Below are 15,798 nucleotides of genomic sequence, written 5' to 3'. Positions count from 1 at the left end.
CCGCGACCGGCGTGGAGTATATATCCGGCGCGGCCCTAGTCGCCGTCGTGAACGACCGGACGAGTGCGCTCGACTCGGTCGTCTTCGGCGTCGACATCCAGAGCGGCGATATCCGCGGCGACTCGCCGTCGTACGCGCTGGTCGTGTTGGACACCCGAGACACCGAGTCAGACGAGGTCCGAATCGAACGAGACGTGGTCTCCTTCCGCAAGTTACGCCGGCTCATCGAGCGCGACGAACCGCGCGTCGTCGCCACGGACAACATGTACGAGTTGGCGACCGACAAGGACGATTTAGTCCGCTTCCTGCGGTGGCTCCCCCACGGGACGCAGTTGGTGCAAGTGACCGGCGCGGAGCGACCGGAACCGCTGTCGCGGGTCGCCTCTCGCCACGGCGTCCCCTACGGCAAAGAGCCGATGAAGGAGGCCGAGGCCGCGGCGCGACTCGCCCTCGCCAACGTCGGCTACGAGGTCGCCGCCTTCGAGAACACGACGACCGTGAAGGTCTCCCGCGGCCGCTCGACCGGCAAGGGCGGGTGGAGTCAGGACCGCTACACGCGCCGAATCCACGGGTCGGTAAAACAGCAGTCCCGCGAGGTCGAGTCCGCGCTGAAGGAGGCCAACCTCGACTACGAGCGGGACGTGACCGAGAAGTACGGCGGCTACTCGCAGGCGCTTTTCACCGTCGAGGCGCGGCCGGAGGACATCCCCGTGTCCACCCACCGCTCGGGCGACACCCGGGTCGAAATCGAGCGCGAGCGCCGCGACGGCATCGAGTTCGAACCCCTCGTGAAGCGCCGCGACCGCGTCATCGTCGGCATCGACCCCGGCACGACCACCGCCGTCGCCGTCGTCGGCTTCGACGGGCGCGTCCTCGACGTGCACTCGACGCGGACCGCCGACACCGCCGCCGTCATCGAGTGGCTCATCGAGCGCGGGCGACCCAGCCTCGTCGCCGCCGACGTCCAGCCGATGCCCGAGACGGTCGAGAAGTTCCGGCGGAGCTTCGACGCCGCCGGCTGGGCCCCGCCGAGCGACATCCCCGTCGACGAAAAGCTCCACCGGACCCGCGAGGTCGACTACGACAACGACCACGAGCGCGACGCCCTCGCCGCGGCGCTGTTCGCGTTCGACGACCACGAAGACCAGTTCGAGCGCATCTCCCGGAAGGTCCCCGCCGACGTGGACAGAGAGGAGGTCATCGCCCGCGTCCTCGCCAGCGAGGAGTCGGTCGAGGCCGTTCTCCGCGAGATGGCCGACGACGGCGACGACGGCGGCGACGACGCCGACGAGGAGACTCACGAGGAGCCCGAGCTCACGCCCGAAGAACGCGAGATTCGGGAGTTGCGGTCGCGGGTCGAGCGACTCGAATCGCACGTCGAGGACCTGAAATCGACAATCGAGGAGAAAGACGAGACCATCGAGGAGTACAAAGGGGAGCTCTCCGACGCCCGCCGCGAGGAGCGCCGCGAGGCCCGCGAGCGCCGCGAGGTCACCCGGCTCGAACGCGAGAACGGCCGGTTAGAGCGGAAAGTCGAATCGCTCGAATCCGACAAGGCGGAGCTCGCCGACAAGCTCGACCAGCTGAAGTCGCTGTGGAAGCTCGACCACTCGAACTTCGCGGACGTGAACACCGACGGCAGTTTGGTGCCGGTCAAAATCGTCGAGCAGTTCACGAACGGCGCGCTCGACCACACCGTCGAGGAGTACGGCATCGCCGCCGGCGACGTGGTCTACCTCCGCGACGCCAGCGGAGCCGGGCGGACGACCGCCGAGCGCCTCGCCGAGTTCGACCCCAAGGTCGTCCTCCGGTCGGGCAACCTCTCGGAGGTCGCGGACGAGGTGCTGTTCGAGGCCGACGTGCCGGTCGCGCCCGCCGACGGCGTGACGATTCAGGAGATAGACGAACTCGCCGTGGCGAAGGAGTCCGAGGTCGAATCCGCCATCGCGGATTGGGAGTCGCGGGCGGAAGAACGACAGAAAGAACAGCAAAAAGAGATGGTCGACCAGATAATCTCCGAACACCGCGCCGAGAACCGGCGCGGATAGCGTCGCGTCTGATTTTCAGTCGGTCGCGTCGTGGCCGACGACGACGGCGACCACGAAGTACAGCGCCGGGCCGACGAGCGGGAGGAGGAAGGCGAGGACGGCCCAGAACGTCGCGTTTCGTCCCTTGAGCGTCGCGTCCCTGTGGACCCGGTACGGCAGGTAGACGTGGGCGGCGAGGAAGTAGACGGCGAAGCCGAGGATGTACGGGAGGAGGTCGCCGCCGCGGACCGACGCCCACATGGCCGCGAGCAGGCCGAAGACGACGAGGATGAGCGCGGCGAAGATGACGGCGGGCGCACGCGTCGTGGTTCCTGAGTCGGACATCACCGGGAGTTGGGACCGGTGGATGTTGTCCGTTTCGCCCGCGAACGCCTTCCAGAAGTCATATCCCACGTCCCCGACACCGAACAGATATGGACGCATACGACCTGATCACTCGGAACGCCTCCGAAGTGGTCACGGAGGACGAAGTGCGCGCGCTGGCCGACGACCCCGAGGGCAAGCGAGCGTACGTGGGCTACGAGCCCTCCGGCGTCCTCCACATCGGTCACATGCTCACCGCCAACAAGCTCATCGACCTCCAAGCGGCGGGCTTCGAGGTAGTCGTGCTCCTCGCGGACGTACACGCCTACCTCAACGGCAAGGGCACTTTCGAGGAGATTCGCGAGACGGCCGAGCGGATGAAAGCGCAGTTCATCGCCTACGGGCTCGACGAGAGCCAGACGGAGTTCGTCCTCGGCTCGGAGTACCAGCTCGACGAGAGCTACGTCCTCGACCTGCACGCGCTCGAACTGGAGACGACGCTCTCGCGCGCCGAGCGCGCCATGGCCGAAATCAAAAGCGGCGACGGCGTCACCGTCGCGCAGGCGGTCTACCCGATTATGCAGGCGCTCGACATCGTCTACCTCGACGTTGACCTCGCCATCGGCGGGATGGAACAGCGCAAGGTCCACATGCTCGCCCGCGACACGCTCCCGAGCATCGGCGAGGAGTCGCCGACCTGCATGCACACGCCGCTCATCGCGGACCTCGGGACGGGCATCGGCAAGATGTCCTCCTCGGCCGGCGTCACCATCTCGATGGAGGACACCACCGAGGACATCGAAGACAAGGTCAACGGCGCGTTCTGCCCGCCGACGGCCGACCCCGACCCGACCGACGAGGGCGAGGAACGCGAGAACCCCGTCCTCCAGATTTTCGAGTACCACGTCTTCCCGCGCTTCGAGCGCGTCGTCGTCGAGCGCCCCGAGCAGTACGGCGGGAACCTCGAATACGACGACTACGAGACGCTGGAGGCCGACCTCGAATCCGGCGAACTCCACCCGGCCGACGCGAAGGGCGCGCTCGCCGACTACCTCGACGAACTCATCGAACCGGGTCGCGCGAAGATAGCGGAGTAACCGCGACGCTTTCTCAGGCCATCCCGAACATCTTCATGACGCCCTCGGCGAGGCCGCCGGCGACGAGGCCGAGACCGGCGACGACGAACGCGAGGCCCGCCGCGACGACGGGGGCCTGAGAGGCGACGATACCGATACCCAAGAGCAGAGAGACGACGCCGGCGATGCCTTTCGTACCGAGTTTGTCGAGCATATCACGACGGCGTTTCGGGACCGCCCTAAACGCGTCGTTCCGTCGGACGCTTCCTACCGGCCGAACGTCGGCGGATTTAACCATGCCCACGTCGAACGCTCGCGCATGAGCGACGACGAGAACGAGAGCCGCCGAGACCTTCGAATGCCGAACGACGACGAAGTGTTCGCCGTCGTGACGAACATGCTCGGGGCCAATCGTATTCGCGTCCGCTGTGCCGACGGCGTCGAGCGGACCGCTCGCATTCCCGGACGGATGCAAAAGCGTATCTGGATTCGAGAGGACGACGTGGTGCTCGTCGAACCGTGGGACTGGCAGGACGAGAAGGCCGACGTGTCCTGGCGCTACGAGAAGTCCGAGGCCGACCAGCTCCGGCGCGAAGGCCACATCCAGTAACGCGTTCGAGACCGCGCCTGATTGTTCCCCGACCGACACCGAACGCAGAGCCTGTGCCCTTTTCATCTCGCCTCTCGTAGCCCTAGTCCAATGACTGACGAGTTCGGCATGGTCGAACCCCAGGAGGGCGAGGCGTTCGGCGACGAGTGGGAGGAGATAGACGTCTCCGACGACGAGGCGGACCGCATCGCGCGCCGCAAGGACCGCGACTTCGACGAGTTCCGGATGCGGTTGAAGGACGCCGACCAGTTCAAAGTCGAGCAGTCGGTGTTCGACGACGCGACCTTCGCCGCCATCTACAAACTCGTCCAAGACGGGTACATCGACGCGTTCGGCGGCCCGATTTCGACCGGAAAGGAGGCCAACGTCTTCGAGGCGCTCGGCGAGGACGACACCGACGTGGCGGTCAAGATATACCGCATCAACGCCTCCGACTTCCGGCACATGCGCGACTACCTCGAAGGCGACCCGCGCTTCGAGAACATCGGCCACGACAAGGGGCAGGTCGTCCGCGCGTGGGTCAGAAAGGAGTACGCCAACCTCGAACGCGCCCAGCGCGCCGGCGTTCGCGTGCCGAAGCCCATCGCGGTCCAGCGGAACGTCCTCGTGATGGAACTCGTCGGCGTCGTCGACGACCGGGCGCGACGGCTCTCGGAAGTGCGCGTCGAGAACCCACAGACCGCCTACGAGGTCGTCCGCGAGTACATGCGCCGACTCCACCGCGCCGGCCTCGTCCACGGCGACCTCTCGGAGTACAACCTCATCATCCACGACGGCGAGCTCGTCGTCATCGACCTCGGACAGGCCGTCACGGTCCACCACCCCAACGCCGAGGAGTTCCTCCGGCGGGACTGCCGCAACGTGGCCAACTTCTTCCGGCGGCAGGGGGCCGACGCCGACGGCGACTCGCTGTACGAGTTCGTCACGGCCGAGGAAGACGAGGACAAAGACTGAGCCGGAACCGGGGAGAAACGCGAACCCGGCGCAAGGCGGGTGTGCGACCGAGACACGCGGCGAGTCGTCGAGCGAACGCTTAAACCACTCCGACGGGTATCGGGTGATATGCAGCACGTCAAGGTGCCGCAGGACCGTATCGGTGTTCTCATCGGCGAAGGTGGCTCGACGCTCCGAGAGATAGAGAGTCGCGCGGAAGTCCGACTCGACGTGGACTCGGAGAACGGAAGCGTCGCCATCGACAGCGTCGGCGACCCCGTACTCGGCATGGTCGCTCCCGACGTGGTCCGAGCGGTCGGCCGCGGCTTCGCCCCGGAGGACGCGATGGCGCTCCTCGACGACGACATGATGATGTTCGAACTCATCGATATCGACCGGCACACCCGAAACAAAAACGACATGCGGCGGCAGAAGGGCCGCCTCATCGGCGAGAACGGCCGCACCCGCGAACTCATGGAGGAGCTGACGGGTGCCGAGGTGGTCATCTACGGCTCGACGCTCGGCATCATCGGCCAGCCCGAGGAGGTCGAAGCCGTCCGCCGTGCCGTCGAGATGATTCTCGACGGCGCGCCCCACGGCGCGGTGTACTCCTTCCTCGAACGGAAGCACAACGAACTGACCCAGGGCTTCAACGTCCGGCAGAACGACTGAGACGCCACCGCCGACGAGTCCACCGCCGACACGGCACTCGCCCGCATCGTATTTTCACCGCACCCGCTCCGAGACTGGCGAGGCGACCCGCCGGAAACCGGGGATAAACCCGCAAAATCGACCGCCGTCGCCGGGGAACGACCACCCCACCGTGTTGCGTTTTGCCATACCAATAAACGAAGCTTTTTTATAGAATCACAAACAATCAGGCGATGACTATGAGCCAGCGAATGCAACAGGGTCAGCCCATGATCATTCTGGGCGAGGACTCTCAGCGCACATCCGGACAGGATGCGCAGTCGATGAACATCACGGCCGGGAAGGCCGTCGCAGAGGCCGTACGCACGACGCTCGGCCCCAAGGGGATGGACAAGATGCTCGTCGACTCCGGCGGGCAGGTCGTCGTCACGAACGACGGCGTCACCATCCTCAAGGAGATGGACATCGACCACCCCGCGGCCAACATGATCGTCGAAGTCTCCGAGACCCAGGAGGACGAGGTCGGAGACGGCACGACGACGGCCGTCATCATCGCCGGCGAACTCCTCGACCAGGCCGAGGACCTCCTCGAATCGGACGTCCACGCGACGACCGTCGCGCAGGGCTACCGCCAGGCCGCCGAGAAGGCCAAGGAAGTCCTCGAAGACAACGCCATCGAGGTCACTGAGGACGACCGCGAGACCCTCCAGAAGATCGCCGCGACGGCGATGACCGGGAAGGGCGCGGAGTCCGCGAAGGACCTGCTCGCCGAACTCGTCGTCAACGCCGTGCTGGCCGTCAAGGACGAAGGCGGCATCGACACGGACAACGTCTCCATCGAGAAGGTCGTCGGCGGCACCATCGACAACTCCGAACTCGTCGAGGGCGTCATCGTCGACAAAGAGCGCGTCGACGAGAACATGCCCTACGCCGTCGAGGACGCGAACATCGCCATCCTCGACGACGCGCTGGAAGTCCGCGAGACCGAAATCGACGCGGAAGTCAACGTCACGGACCCCGACCAGCTTCAGCAGTTCCTCGACCAGGAAGAAAAACAGCTGAAAGAGATGGTCGACAAGCTCGTCGAGGTCGGCGCCGACGCCGTCTTCGTCGGTGACGGCATCGACGACATGGCCCAGCACTACCTCGCCAAGGAGGGCATCCTCGCGGTCCGCCGCGCCAAGTCCTCCGACCTCAAGCGTCTCGCCCGCGCGACGGGCGGCCGCGTCGTCAGCAGTCTCGACGACATCGAGGCCGACGACCTCGGCTTCGCCGGCTCCGTCGGACAGAAGGACGTCGGCGGCGACGAGCGCATCTTCGTCGAGGACGTCGAGGACGCGAAGTCCGTCACGCTCATCCTCCGCGGCGGCACGGAGCACGTCGTCGACGAGCTCGAGCGCGCCATCGAGGACTCCCTCGGCGTCGTCCGCACGACGCTCGAAGACGGGAAGGTCCTCCCCGGCGGCGGCGCTCCCGAGACGGAGCTCTCCCTGCAACTCCGCGAGTTCGCCGACTCCGTCGGCGGCCGCGAACAGCTCGCCGTCGAGGCGTTCGCCGAGGCGCTGGACATCATCCCGCGCACCCTCGCCGAGAACGCCGGTCTCGACCCCATCGACTCCCTCGTCGACCTGCGCTCGCGCCACGACGGCGGCGAGTTCGCCGCCGGCCTCGACGCCTACACGGGCGAGGTCATCGACATGGAACAGGAGGGCGTCGTGGAGCCCCTCCGCGTCAAGACCCAGGCTATCGAGTCCGCGACCGAAGCCGCAGTCATGATTCTCCGCATCGACGACGTCATCGCGGCTGGCGACCTCTCCGGTGGCCAGACCGGCGGCGACGACGACGAAGGCGGCGCGCCCGGCGGCATGGGCGGCGGCATGGGTGGCATGGGCGGCATGGGCGGCATGGGCGGTGCGATGTGAGCACCCCCAGATAGGCCTACACCACTCACACACACCCTGACTTCGCATCGACTCGAATCGCTCGGCCGAATTCACGACTTTTTTCGGATTCACGCCCGTTAGCGTCCGCTTTCACCACTCGCGCGCCGGTTGGGACGCCGTTAATCGAGCGCCCGCGACGCGCCGGTATCTGACGCCGCGAGACGGTGAGCATATCGACAACTGATTCGCAACGGAAGTTGACAAATCATCATAAAACGGTCGATACAGTTCGTGAAACGCGGGTGTGCGGCTCCATACTTATCTCCCGTGACAGCGAATCACACATCGTATGTCCCCACCCGAGAGCCCGGCGTCCGACGCCGACTCGGACGCGACCACGCCCGCGAGTCGACCGCCGTTTCTGGCCGTCGTCGCGCCCCGTCTTTCCGAGGCGGCGGCGCTCGCGAGCGCGCTCCACCCCGGTGTTTCCCCGCTCATCCGCGCGCCGCACAGCACCTCCCCATCGAATCTCCGCGCCACCTTCGCCGCGATGCGGCGGCCCGACGCCCCGCTCGTCGTGGCGACCGACAGCGCGGCGGCCGTCCGCGACGCCGACCGCGTCCACGTCGCCGACGGCGGCGTCGTCGTCGAATCCGGCGCGCCGAGCGACCTGCTCGCGGTCCCCGGCGTCTACGCCCGTCGCTACGGTGCCGAACTCGGCGCGAACTTCGCCGACCCGGGAAAAGACGTCGCCGACGAGTGACGGGCGCGCCGAGAGTGCCACCCAACGTTCATCTCCCTCGCCGAACGAGCTAGCGGCATGGGCGAGAGAGCGTGTTACCGCGAGTTCTGTCCGGACTGCGACGCGCCGGTGACCATCGTCGACGACGAGTGCCCCGACTGCGGGCGAGAGTTGGCGGTCGTCTGAGAACCGCAACGAAAAGAGCGCGAGCCACAGCACCAAAAGAGCGCGACGGGATTGAGCAAACTCGAAGCGTTTGCGACGGGATTCGAATCCCGCGCGTGGCGTTCCGACACGCCTCGCTACCGCTCGGCGGTCTATCACAGTAACAGAGCGCGACGGGACTCCCGTGAGCGAAGCGAACGGGAGTCAGTCGCGCGAGCGAGGAGCCGAAGGCGACGAGCGAGCGCGACGGGATTCGAACCCGCGACCATCGGATTAGAAGTCCGACGCTCTGTCCGACTGAGCTACGCGCCCTCGATGCCCACAAACCGTCCCTGCAAGAAAAACGAATCGGGTTCTACCCGTCGAATCGGTACAGCGACGTGACCGCCGGGAGCCGGTTGAGCATCCAGATGCCGACCGGGAGGCCGATGATGGTGAGCGTGAACAGCACCGCCACGTTCGCCCAGAGCCAGCTCAGCCACCAGCCGACGAACACGAAGTAGACGGCGCGAACGACGAGTGACCGCTGGCCGCGACCCGAGTCGGGGTCGAGCCGGGTTTTCGGCTCCTTCAACGAGAGCACCGTCGGAACGAGGTTGATGAGCGCGACGCCAAGTGGGATGCCGATGACGGTGGCGTTCAGGAACCACGCGACGTTGACGACGGCGGGCGTCGCCCACCAGCCGACGAACACGAACCAGAGCGCGCGGACGACGAACGAGCGCTGAGACATGGGCGTAGTACGCGGTCCGGGGCGAAAAGCGACGGGGTCGGGCCGGATGTGGGGGAAGGGAGGCGAAACCCGCCACCCGGAGCGACGTGAAGGGAGGCTTTAACAGCGCCAACGCGGTAACACCGGCTATGAGAGTCATCGGGACGGTCGGCCTGCCGGGAAGCGGCAAGGGCGAACTCGCCGAGGTGGCCCGCAACGCGGGCGTGCCCGTCGTGACGATGGGCGACGTCATCCGCGAGGAGTGTCGCGAGCGCGGCCTCGACCCCGCGACGGACCACGGGAAGATAGCGACCGCGCTCCGCGAGGAGGAGGGCGACGACGCCATCGCCGCGCGGTCCCTGCCGATGGTCGAAGACCTCCTCGAATCGAACGACGTGGTGGTCGTCGACGGGCTTCGGTCGGGCGTCGAACTCGACCGCTTCCGCGAGGCGTTCGGCGACGACTTCGTCCTCGTGAGCGTCGAAGCGCCGTTCGAGACGCGCGCCGAGCGCCTGCTCGACCGCGACCGCGACGACAGCGACACCGACGTGGAGGCGCTGAAAAAGCGCGAGCGCCGCGAACTCGACTTCGGCATGGGCGACGCGATGGACCGCGCCGACGTGGTCATCCAGAACACCGGCACGCTGACCGAGTACCGCGAGACCATCACCCGACTGTTCGAAGAGGGGCCGGAAGCGCTCGCGGAGGCCGACGCGTGAGCATGATTTACAGCGTCGACGTCCGCATCGAGGTGCCCGTCCGCGACACCGAGGTCACCGACCGCGTCGGCGACGCCGTCGAGAACATCTTCCCCGGCGTCGAACTCGACCACGAACCGGGCAAACTCGTCGGCGAGACCCACGAACTGGAGCGGTTCTCCGAGCGCCTCCACGAGCAGGCCATCCTCGACACCGCCCGCCGGGAGTTCGCAAAGCGCCGCGACGACGACGGCTTTTCGTTCGCGCTGAAAAAGCAGGCCGCGTTCAAGGGCGTCGTCAACTTCTCGGTCGGCAACCCCGACGAACTCGGCGACATCGGCGTGCACGTGACCGTCCGCGACCCCTCCATCGACGAGGTCATCGACTACATCGCGCCGCCGACCGAAGACGGGCGGCCGGTGGACCCGAACGGCCGCTGAATCGGTCGACTGGACTGCGGCGGCTGGGCCGTTTCTCGCTACTCAGGCGACGAGCAACGCCACCGCGACGCCGATGAAGACGATTTTCAGCCCCGTGTTGACGGCGATCACCTTCGACCCGAACTCGGGGCCCCAGATGCCGTACTGGAAGGGTATCGACCGCTTGAACGTCGAGACGGCAAAGGAGATGATGCCGCCGATGAGCATCGTCGCCACGGCCTGCTTCGGCGTGAACGTCTCGCCGACGGCCGGCGCGATGGTCGCCGCGCCGGTCGTCGTGTCGAACGCGAAGGCGACGACGACGGGGACGGCCGCGCCCGGCAGGCCGACGAGGTTCGTCAGCGGACTGGCGAGCGCCGCGAACGATTCGAGGTCGGTCGTCCGCAGGAGGAGCGTGACGGCCACGTAAACGACGGCCAACCGCGGAACGATGCGCCGAAGCTTGTCCCACGTGCTCCGAGCGGCGTCTTCGACCGTCTCGCGGAGCGTGTCGTCGGTGTCGGCCGCGTCGCTGGAGTCGGCCGCGTCGCCACCGCCCGCACCGTCCGCGGCGGCCGCATCGACCGCGCCGCCCGAGCCGTCGGTCTCGGCGACCGCGACGGGGGTCGTGTTTCGGTCCGAGAGGAGGACCGCGCCGGCGACGACGCCGGTCGCGGTGATGGCGAGCGCGATGGCCGCCCGCGCGCCGACGTACATGAAGCCGACCTCGCGGCCGAGGATGGGGATGAGCACCGGCCAGTAGAACGTGAAGATGTGCTGGACGAAGCCGAAGAACGTGTTGATGGTGACGGCGACGAGGGTCGCCCGGTCGTCGAGGACGCCCGACTCGCGGAACTCCGCGAGCATCCCGTAGCCCGCCGTCGTCGAGGCGGCGGTGGTGACGATGGCCGTACCTACCTCGTCGGGGAGGTTCGCGGGACTCGTCAGATACCGCGAGAGGCCGGCGATGCGCTCGACGAGGCCGAAGGCGACGACGAGGTTCGCGGCGAAGACGCCCACGGCGATGTAGGCGGCGATGCGCGCGACTCGCGGGAGCACCTCGAACAGCACCGGGAGGACGGCCGACGACTGCACGACCGAGGGTCGGTGCCGAGCGAACTAATCGGCGTCGGTCGGCGGGGCGGTCGGCGGGAGACGGTTCGAACGTCGAGTCAGACGAGCACCTGCGCGACTCCGAACAGGACGACGACGCCCAGCACGTCGCAGACGTTGGTGACGACGGGGATGACCACGTCGTCGGGGTCGAGGCCGAACCGGTAGGCGACGTAGGTCGCAGAAAACGTCACGGCGACCGCGAGGACGGCCAGCGAAATCCCGCTCGACAGCGCGATGAGGACGACCTTCTGCAGGGCAAGCGACGTGTCGCCGGAGACGAGGAGCGTGGCGACCCACGCGCCCGCGCCGATGACGGGAAACACCGTCACCGCGAGGGCGACCGTGGCGACGGCGTTGCCCGCGAGTTCGTCGTCGCGGGGCGAAAACGAGAGCGTCCCGAGGTGGAACGACGTGGAAAGGCGCGCCGCGAGGACGCTCCCGAGGTTCCCCGCGGTCCCGATGGTGACGGGGACGAGCACGAGAAGCGACGGGTAGCGGAGCAGTTGCGCCTCGAAGCTCCCGAGGACGAGACCGCTTCCGAGTTCGACGAGCGTGAGCACGAGCAACACCGGGAGCATCGCCCGCGTGATGGCGCGGACGGTCCACTCGGTCGGCACTCAGAACACCCCCGCGATGGCGAGGACGGTTCTGACGGCGATGAGCAGAAAGAGGACGCCGAACACGTCGCCGGTGGTCGTCACGACCGGGCCGACGATGGTGTCGGGATTGCGCCCGCGGCGGTAGCCCGCGAAGACGACGCTGACGACGACGACGGTCAGGACGATGCCGGACAGCAGGCCGGCGACGATGGCGACGCCGACGAGAATCGGGAGCGGCGCGACCCGACTGCCGAGGAACGTGAGGAGGAAGAACGCGACGACGGCGGCGAACGTGCTCGTGAGCACGCCGTTTGCGAGCGCGGCCGTCGCGGCCGCCCGGAGGCGCTCGTCGCCGCCGGTGACCCGGGGTTCGATGAGCCCCTGATGGAGCGCGGTGGCGATGCGAGCGCCGAGCGAGCCGTAGACGTTCCCGCGGGTCGCCAGGAGGGCGGGAACGAGCACGAGAAGCCCCGGCACCGCCCGGAGTTCGGCCCGCATGCCCCCGAGGACGACGCCGGCGATGAGGCCGCCGACGAGGCTGGCCGCGAGCGCGGGCAAGGCTTCCTTGTAGGCCTCGACCGCCACGTCTCGCACGGTCATTGTGGGGTGCGACGGACCCGAGCGTTAAAAGTCGGCGGTATCGCGGCGAGGCACTCGCGCGGGCGAGCGCAGAAAACGCGGCGAGAAAATCGCGCGGTGGTTCAGAACGGGCCCATGCCGCCGAGACCGCCCATGCCGCCACCGCCGCCGCCCTGGTTCTGGAGCTTCTTCATCATCCGTTGCATGTCGCCGTCGCCCATGTTCTGGAACTGCTTGATGGTCTGTTCCATCATGCGGTGCTGTTCGAGCAGTTCCTGTATCGTCTCTTCGTCCTGTCCCGACCCCTGCGCGATGCGCTTGACGCGGGACGCGCCGACCTTCCGCGGGTTCTCCAGTTCCGCTTCGGTCATCGAGTCCATGATGACCTCGAACGCGCGCATCCGGTCTTTCGTCACGTCCATCGCGTCGTCCGGAAGCTGGTCTTTGATGCCGCCGCCGAAGCCCGGAATCATGTCGAGCACCTGGTCGAGCGGTCCCATCTTGTCCATCGCCTCCATCTGTTTTTGCATGTCCTTGAGGGTGAAGTTCCCCTTCATCATCTCCTCGGGGTCCCAGTCCTCGTCTTCGGCCTGGGTCTCGGACATGGCGCGTTCGACGCGCTCGGAGAGCTGTTTCAGGTCGCCCATCCCGAGCAGGCGGGAGATGAAGCCGTTCGGCTCGAAGCGCTCGATGTCCTGGACCGTCTCGCCCATGCCGAGGAAGGCGATAGACGAGTCGGTCTCGTTGACAGCGGTCAGAGCGCCGCCGCCCTTCGCCGTCCCGTCGAGCTTGGTGATGACGACGCCGCCGATGCCGATGGACTCGTCGAACTGCTGGGCCTGTTCTTTCGCCCCCTGCCCGATTGCCGCGTCGAGGACGAGCAGGTTCAGGTCGGGCTGGACGACGCCCTCAATCTCCTCGATTTCGTCGATGAGATCGTCTTCGAGCGCGTGGCGGCCGGCCGTGTCGACGATGTGCACGTCGGCGTCCTCGGTCGCTTCGAGGCCCTCGCGGGCGATTTGGACCGGGTCGTCGCAGTCGGGGTCGCCGTAGAAGTCGACCTCGGCGCGCTCGCACATCTGCTTGGCCTGGTCGTACGCGCCGGGGCGGAAGGTGTCGGTCTGGATGACCGCGGGGCGAAGCCCCTTCTTCGAGAACCACCACGCCATCTTGGCGGAGGTGGTCGTCTTCCCCGACCCCTGGAGACCGGCGAGCATGATGGTCTGCGATTCGAGCGGAATCTCCGTCGATTCGCCGATGAGGTCGACGAGTTCCTCGTAGACGATTTTCAGGACGTGGTCGCGGGCGTTCGTGCCGCCCGGCGGCTCTTCTTCCAGCGCGCGGGTCTTGATGGAGTCCGAGAGGTCCATGACGAGGCTGACGTCGACGTCGGCGGAGAGCAAGGAGCGTTGAATCTCCTTGACGATCTCCTGGACGTCGTCCTCGTCGAGGCGGGACTTCCCCCGCAGTTTATCGAGACTGCCGCGGAGGGAACTCCCGAGATTGTCGAGTACCATTGTGCCTTCCTACGCCGTCGCGTCGGTAAAGGCTTTATCCGTCGCGTTCGGGGCCAACACCTATCGGCTCGGGGGCCGACAGCGCACTCGATGACCACGATTCTCGTCCTCGACCGCCCCACGCACGGAATCCCGGCGTCGGAGTACGCCGCGGCCCTCCGCGAGCGCCTGCCCGACGCGACCGTGCGCCACCCGAAGACGAGCGCCGAAACGCTCGACGCCGCGCGCGACGCGACCGTTATCACCGGCACGTCGCTCCCCGACGACGTGCTCGACGCGGCCGACGAACTCAGACTGTTCGCCGGCGCGACCGCCGGCTACGACCATCTCCCGTTGGAAGCGCTCCGGGAGCGCGGCGTCGTCGTCACCAACGCCTCCGGCGTCCACGGCCCCAACATCGCCGAACACGTCCTCGGCTGGCTCCTCATGATTACCCGCCGACTGGACGAGGGGCTCCGCCGCCAGCGACGCCGCGAGTGGCGGCGCTTCCAGTCGTACGGCGAGTTGCAGGGGTCGACGGCCACCGTGGTCGGCCTCGGTGCCATCGGGCGGGCGGTCGTCGAGCGACTCGACGCGTTCGGCGTCGAGACCGTCGGCGTCCGCTACACGCCCGAGAAGGGCGGTCCGACCGACGAAGTGCTCGGGTTCGACGACCTCGAACCGGCGCTCGTCCGCACCGACTTCCTCGTGGTCGCGTGCCCGCTGACCGACGAGACGCGCGGACTCATCGACAGCCGGGCGCTGGAGGCGCTTCCCACACACGCCGTCCTCGTCAACGTCGCGCGCGGCGGGGTCGTCGACACCGACGCGCTCGTTTCGAACCTTCGGGACAACCGCCTCCGCGCCGCCGCGCTCGACGTGACGGAGCCCGAACCGCTCCCCGAGGACCACCCGCTTTGGGGGTTCGAGAACGTCTACATCACCCCGCACGTCTCCGGCCACACGCCGCACTACTGGACGCGCGTCGCCGACATCCTCGCGGAGAACGTCGAGCGACTGGCGGCAGAACCCGAGGACGAGACGCCCGCGCTCCGCAATCAGGTGGTTCCGAGTCCGAACCCCTGAGCTACTTCCCGCGACGAATCGTAGGCTCGCGCGATGACGACGCTCGCGTTCGGACTCGACGTCGCGACCTACCTCGCGTTCTGCGGGGCGGCGGTCGCGCTCATCCTCGCGCCCGGCCCCGACACGATGTACGTCCTCGCCCGCGGCCTCGACGGTCGCGGGCCGGGCGTCCGGTCGGCGTTCGGCATCGCCACGGGCGTCCTGTTTCACACGCTTCTGGCGACGGTCGGTGCGGCGGCGCTCTTCCGGGCCGTCCCCGAGGCCGCCGCGGCGCTCAAGTACGTCGGTGCGGCGTATCTGGGCTACCTCGGCGTCGCCGCCCTCCGAAACGACGAGTTCGACCCCGCGGTCGAGACCGAACGCGGGGCGAGCTTTCGCCGTGGCGTCCTCGTCAACGCCCTCAACCCGAAGGTCGCGCTGTTCTTCCTCGCGTTCCTCCCCGGGTTCGCCGGACAGGGCGCGGGGTCCGGGGTCCGAATGGCGAGTCTGGGCGCGACCTACGCCGCCCTCACGGCGCTGTACCTCTCGGGCGTCGCGCTCGGCGCGGACCGACTCGGGTCGCGGCTCGCGGAGACGCGGGTCGCGAGCGCGCTGAACTACGTCGGCGCGGGGACGATGCTTCTTCTCGGGGTCGTGCTCGTACTGGAGTGAGGCGGCCGAGAGAAAGAACGACGGACCGAGT

At 67.6% G+C, this 15,798-nt stretch carries 18 protein-coding genes and 1 tRNA gene; 11 read left to right on the top strand and 8 right to left on the bottom strand.

Annotated elements, in window-relative coordinates:
• Window positions 1–47 precede the first annotated feature (47 nt).
• Entirely contained in the window at window positions 48–2,048 is a 2,001-nt protein-coding gene (locus IEV64_RS05725) for a DUF460 domain-containing protein (RefSeq protein WP_007275576.1), read from the top strand.
• A 15-nt stretch (window positions 2,049–2,063) separates the two neighbouring features.
• On the opposite strand, the gene IEV64_RS05720 is transcribed toward IEV64_RS05725, so the two are convergent.
• A complete protein-coding gene (locus tag IEV64_RS05720; RefSeq protein WP_188423403.1) occupies window positions 2,064–2,441 on the bottom strand; it encodes an ATPase in 378 nt (125 codons plus the stop codon).
• A gap of 20 nt (window positions 2,442–2,461) precedes the next feature.
• Here IEV64_RS05720 and IEV64_RS05715 point away from each other — a divergent pair, with 20 nt between their 5' ends.
• Window positions 2,462–3,448: a tyrosine--tRNA ligase gene (locus IEV64_RS05715; protein ID WP_007275578.1), complete on the top strand. Its 987-nt coding sequence runs from the start codon at window positions 2,462–2,464 to the stop codon at window positions 3,446–3,448.
• 13 nt (window positions 3,449–3,461) lie between these two features.
• On the opposite strand, the gene IEV64_RS05710 is transcribed toward IEV64_RS05715, so the two are convergent.
• A complete protein-coding gene (locus IEV64_RS05710; protein WP_004045249.1) occupies window positions 3,462–3,641 on the bottom strand; it encodes a DUF7470 family protein in 180 nt (59 codons plus the stop codon).
• 105 nt (window positions 3,642–3,746) lie between these two features.
• On the opposite strand from IEV64_RS05710, the gene eif1A reads away from it, so the two are divergent.
• From eif1A to IEV64_RS05685, 5 genes are all read left to right on the top strand, one after another.
• Entirely contained in the window at window positions 3,747–4,037 is a 291-nt protein-coding gene (eif1A, locus tag IEV64_RS05705; RefSeq protein WP_004045248.1) for a translation initiation factor eIF-1A, read from the top strand.
• 90 nt (window positions 4,038–4,127) lie between these two features.
• The gene (gene rio1, locus IEV64_RS05700; protein WP_007275579.1) at window positions 4,128–4,991 is read left to right on the top strand and encodes a serine/threonine-protein kinase Rio1; all 864 of its coding nucleotides are present in this window, start codon (window positions 4,128–4,130) and stop codon (window positions 4,989–4,991) included.
• Window positions 4,992–5,099: 108 nt separating this feature from the next.
• Window positions 5,100–5,642: a KH domain-containing protein gene (locus tag IEV64_RS05695; protein ID WP_004968892.1), complete on the top strand. Its 543-nt coding sequence runs from the start codon at window positions 5,100–5,102 to the stop codon at window positions 5,640–5,642.
• 248 nt (window positions 5,643–5,890) lie between these two features.
• Entirely contained in the window at window positions 5,891–7,543 is a 1,653-nt protein-coding gene (thsA, locus tag IEV64_RS05690) for a thermosome subunit alpha (RefSeq protein ID WP_007275581.1), read from the top strand.
• Window positions 7,544–7,853: 310 nt separating this feature from the next.
• Window positions 7,854–8,267: a hypothetical protein gene (locus tag IEV64_RS05685; RefSeq protein WP_188423402.1), complete on the top strand. Its 414-nt coding sequence runs from the start codon at window positions 7,854–7,856 to the stop codon at window positions 8,265–8,267.
• Between the two features lie 382 nt (window positions 8,268–8,649).
• Here IEV64_RS05685 and IEV64_RS05680 read toward each other — a convergent pair.
• Both IEV64_RS05680 and IEV64_RS05675 read right to left on the bottom strand, forming a co-directional pair.
• Window positions 8,650–8,723: transfer RNA gene (locus tag IEV64_RS05680), tRNA-Arg, on the bottom strand.
• A 43-nt stretch (window positions 8,724–8,766) separates the two neighbouring features.
• Entirely contained in the window at window positions 8,767–9,144 is a 378-nt protein-coding gene (locus IEV64_RS05675) for a YccF domain-containing protein (protein ID WP_007275905.1), read from the bottom strand.
• 128 nt (window positions 9,145–9,272) lie between these two features.
• On the opposite strand from IEV64_RS05675, the gene IEV64_RS05670 reads away from it, so the two are divergent.
• Together IEV64_RS05670 and IEV64_RS05665 are read left to right on the top strand one after the other, a co-directional pair.
• The gene (locus IEV64_RS05670) at window positions 9,273–9,842 is read left to right on the top strand and encodes an AAA family ATPase (protein WP_188423401.1); all 570 of its coding nucleotides are present in this window, start codon (window positions 9,273–9,275) and stop codon (window positions 9,840–9,842) included.
• Between the two features lie 2 nt (window positions 9,843–9,844).
• Window positions 9,845–10,261: an RNA-binding domain-containing protein gene (locus IEV64_RS05665; RefSeq protein ID WP_188423400.1), complete on the top strand. Its 417-nt coding sequence runs from the start codon at window positions 9,845–9,847 to the stop codon at window positions 10,259–10,261.
• Between the two features lie 42 nt (window positions 10,262–10,303).
• On the opposite strand, the gene IEV64_RS05660 is transcribed toward IEV64_RS05665, so the two are convergent.
• From IEV64_RS05660 to IEV64_RS05645, 4 genes are all read right to left on the bottom strand, one after another.
• A complete protein-coding gene (locus IEV64_RS05660) occupies window positions 10,304–11,335 on the bottom strand; it encodes a nucleoside recognition protein (RefSeq protein ID WP_188423399.1) in 1,032 nt (343 codons plus the stop codon).
• Window positions 11,336–11,412: 77 nt separating this feature from the next.
• Window positions 11,413–11,973: a magnesium transporter gene (locus tag IEV64_RS05655; protein WP_004968883.1), complete on the bottom strand. Its 561-nt coding sequence runs from the start codon at window positions 11,971–11,973 to the stop codon at window positions 11,413–11,415.
• Complete coding sequence (locus tag IEV64_RS05650) at window positions 11,974–12,555, bottom strand: magnesium transporter (RefSeq protein ID WP_188423398.1); 582 nt, start codon at window positions 12,553–12,555, stop codon at window positions 11,974–11,976.
• Window positions 12,556–12,656: 101 nt separating this feature from the next.
• Window positions 12,657–14,051 (bottom strand): signal recognition particle protein Srp54, encoded by a 1,395-nt coding sequence (locus IEV64_RS05645; RefSeq protein ID WP_007275900.1) that lies wholly within the window; start codon window positions 14,049–14,051, stop codon window positions 12,657–12,659.
• Window positions 14,052–14,141: 90 nt separating this feature from the next.
• Here IEV64_RS05645 and IEV64_RS05640 point away from each other — a divergent pair, with 90 nt between their 5' ends.
• Both IEV64_RS05640 and IEV64_RS05635 read left to right on the top strand, forming a co-directional pair.
• On the top strand, window positions 14,142–15,116 hold the full coding sequence (locus IEV64_RS05640; protein WP_007275899.1) for a D-2-hydroxyacid dehydrogenase: 975 nt from the start codon (window positions 14,142–14,144) through the stop codon (window positions 15,114–15,116).
• A 33-nt stretch (window positions 15,117–15,149) separates the two neighbouring features.
• Window positions 15,150–15,767 carry a LysE family translocator gene (locus IEV64_RS05635; RefSeq protein WP_188423397.1) on the top strand — a complete coding sequence of 206 codons (618 nt, stop codon included), beginning with the start codon at window positions 15,150–15,152 and terminating at the stop codon, window positions 15,765–15,767.
• The last annotated feature ends 31 nt before the right edge of the window (window positions 15,768–15,798 follow it).

Source organism: Haloferax sulfurifontis (genome assembly GCF_014635105.1).
In the GTDB taxonomy this organism is placed as follows: Archaea; Halobacteriota; Halobacteria; order Halobacteriales; family Haloferacaceae; genus Haloferax; species Haloferax denitrificans.
Note: the sequence above shows the minus strand (reverse complement) of the source record. Positions and strands in the feature narration are given on the sequence as shown.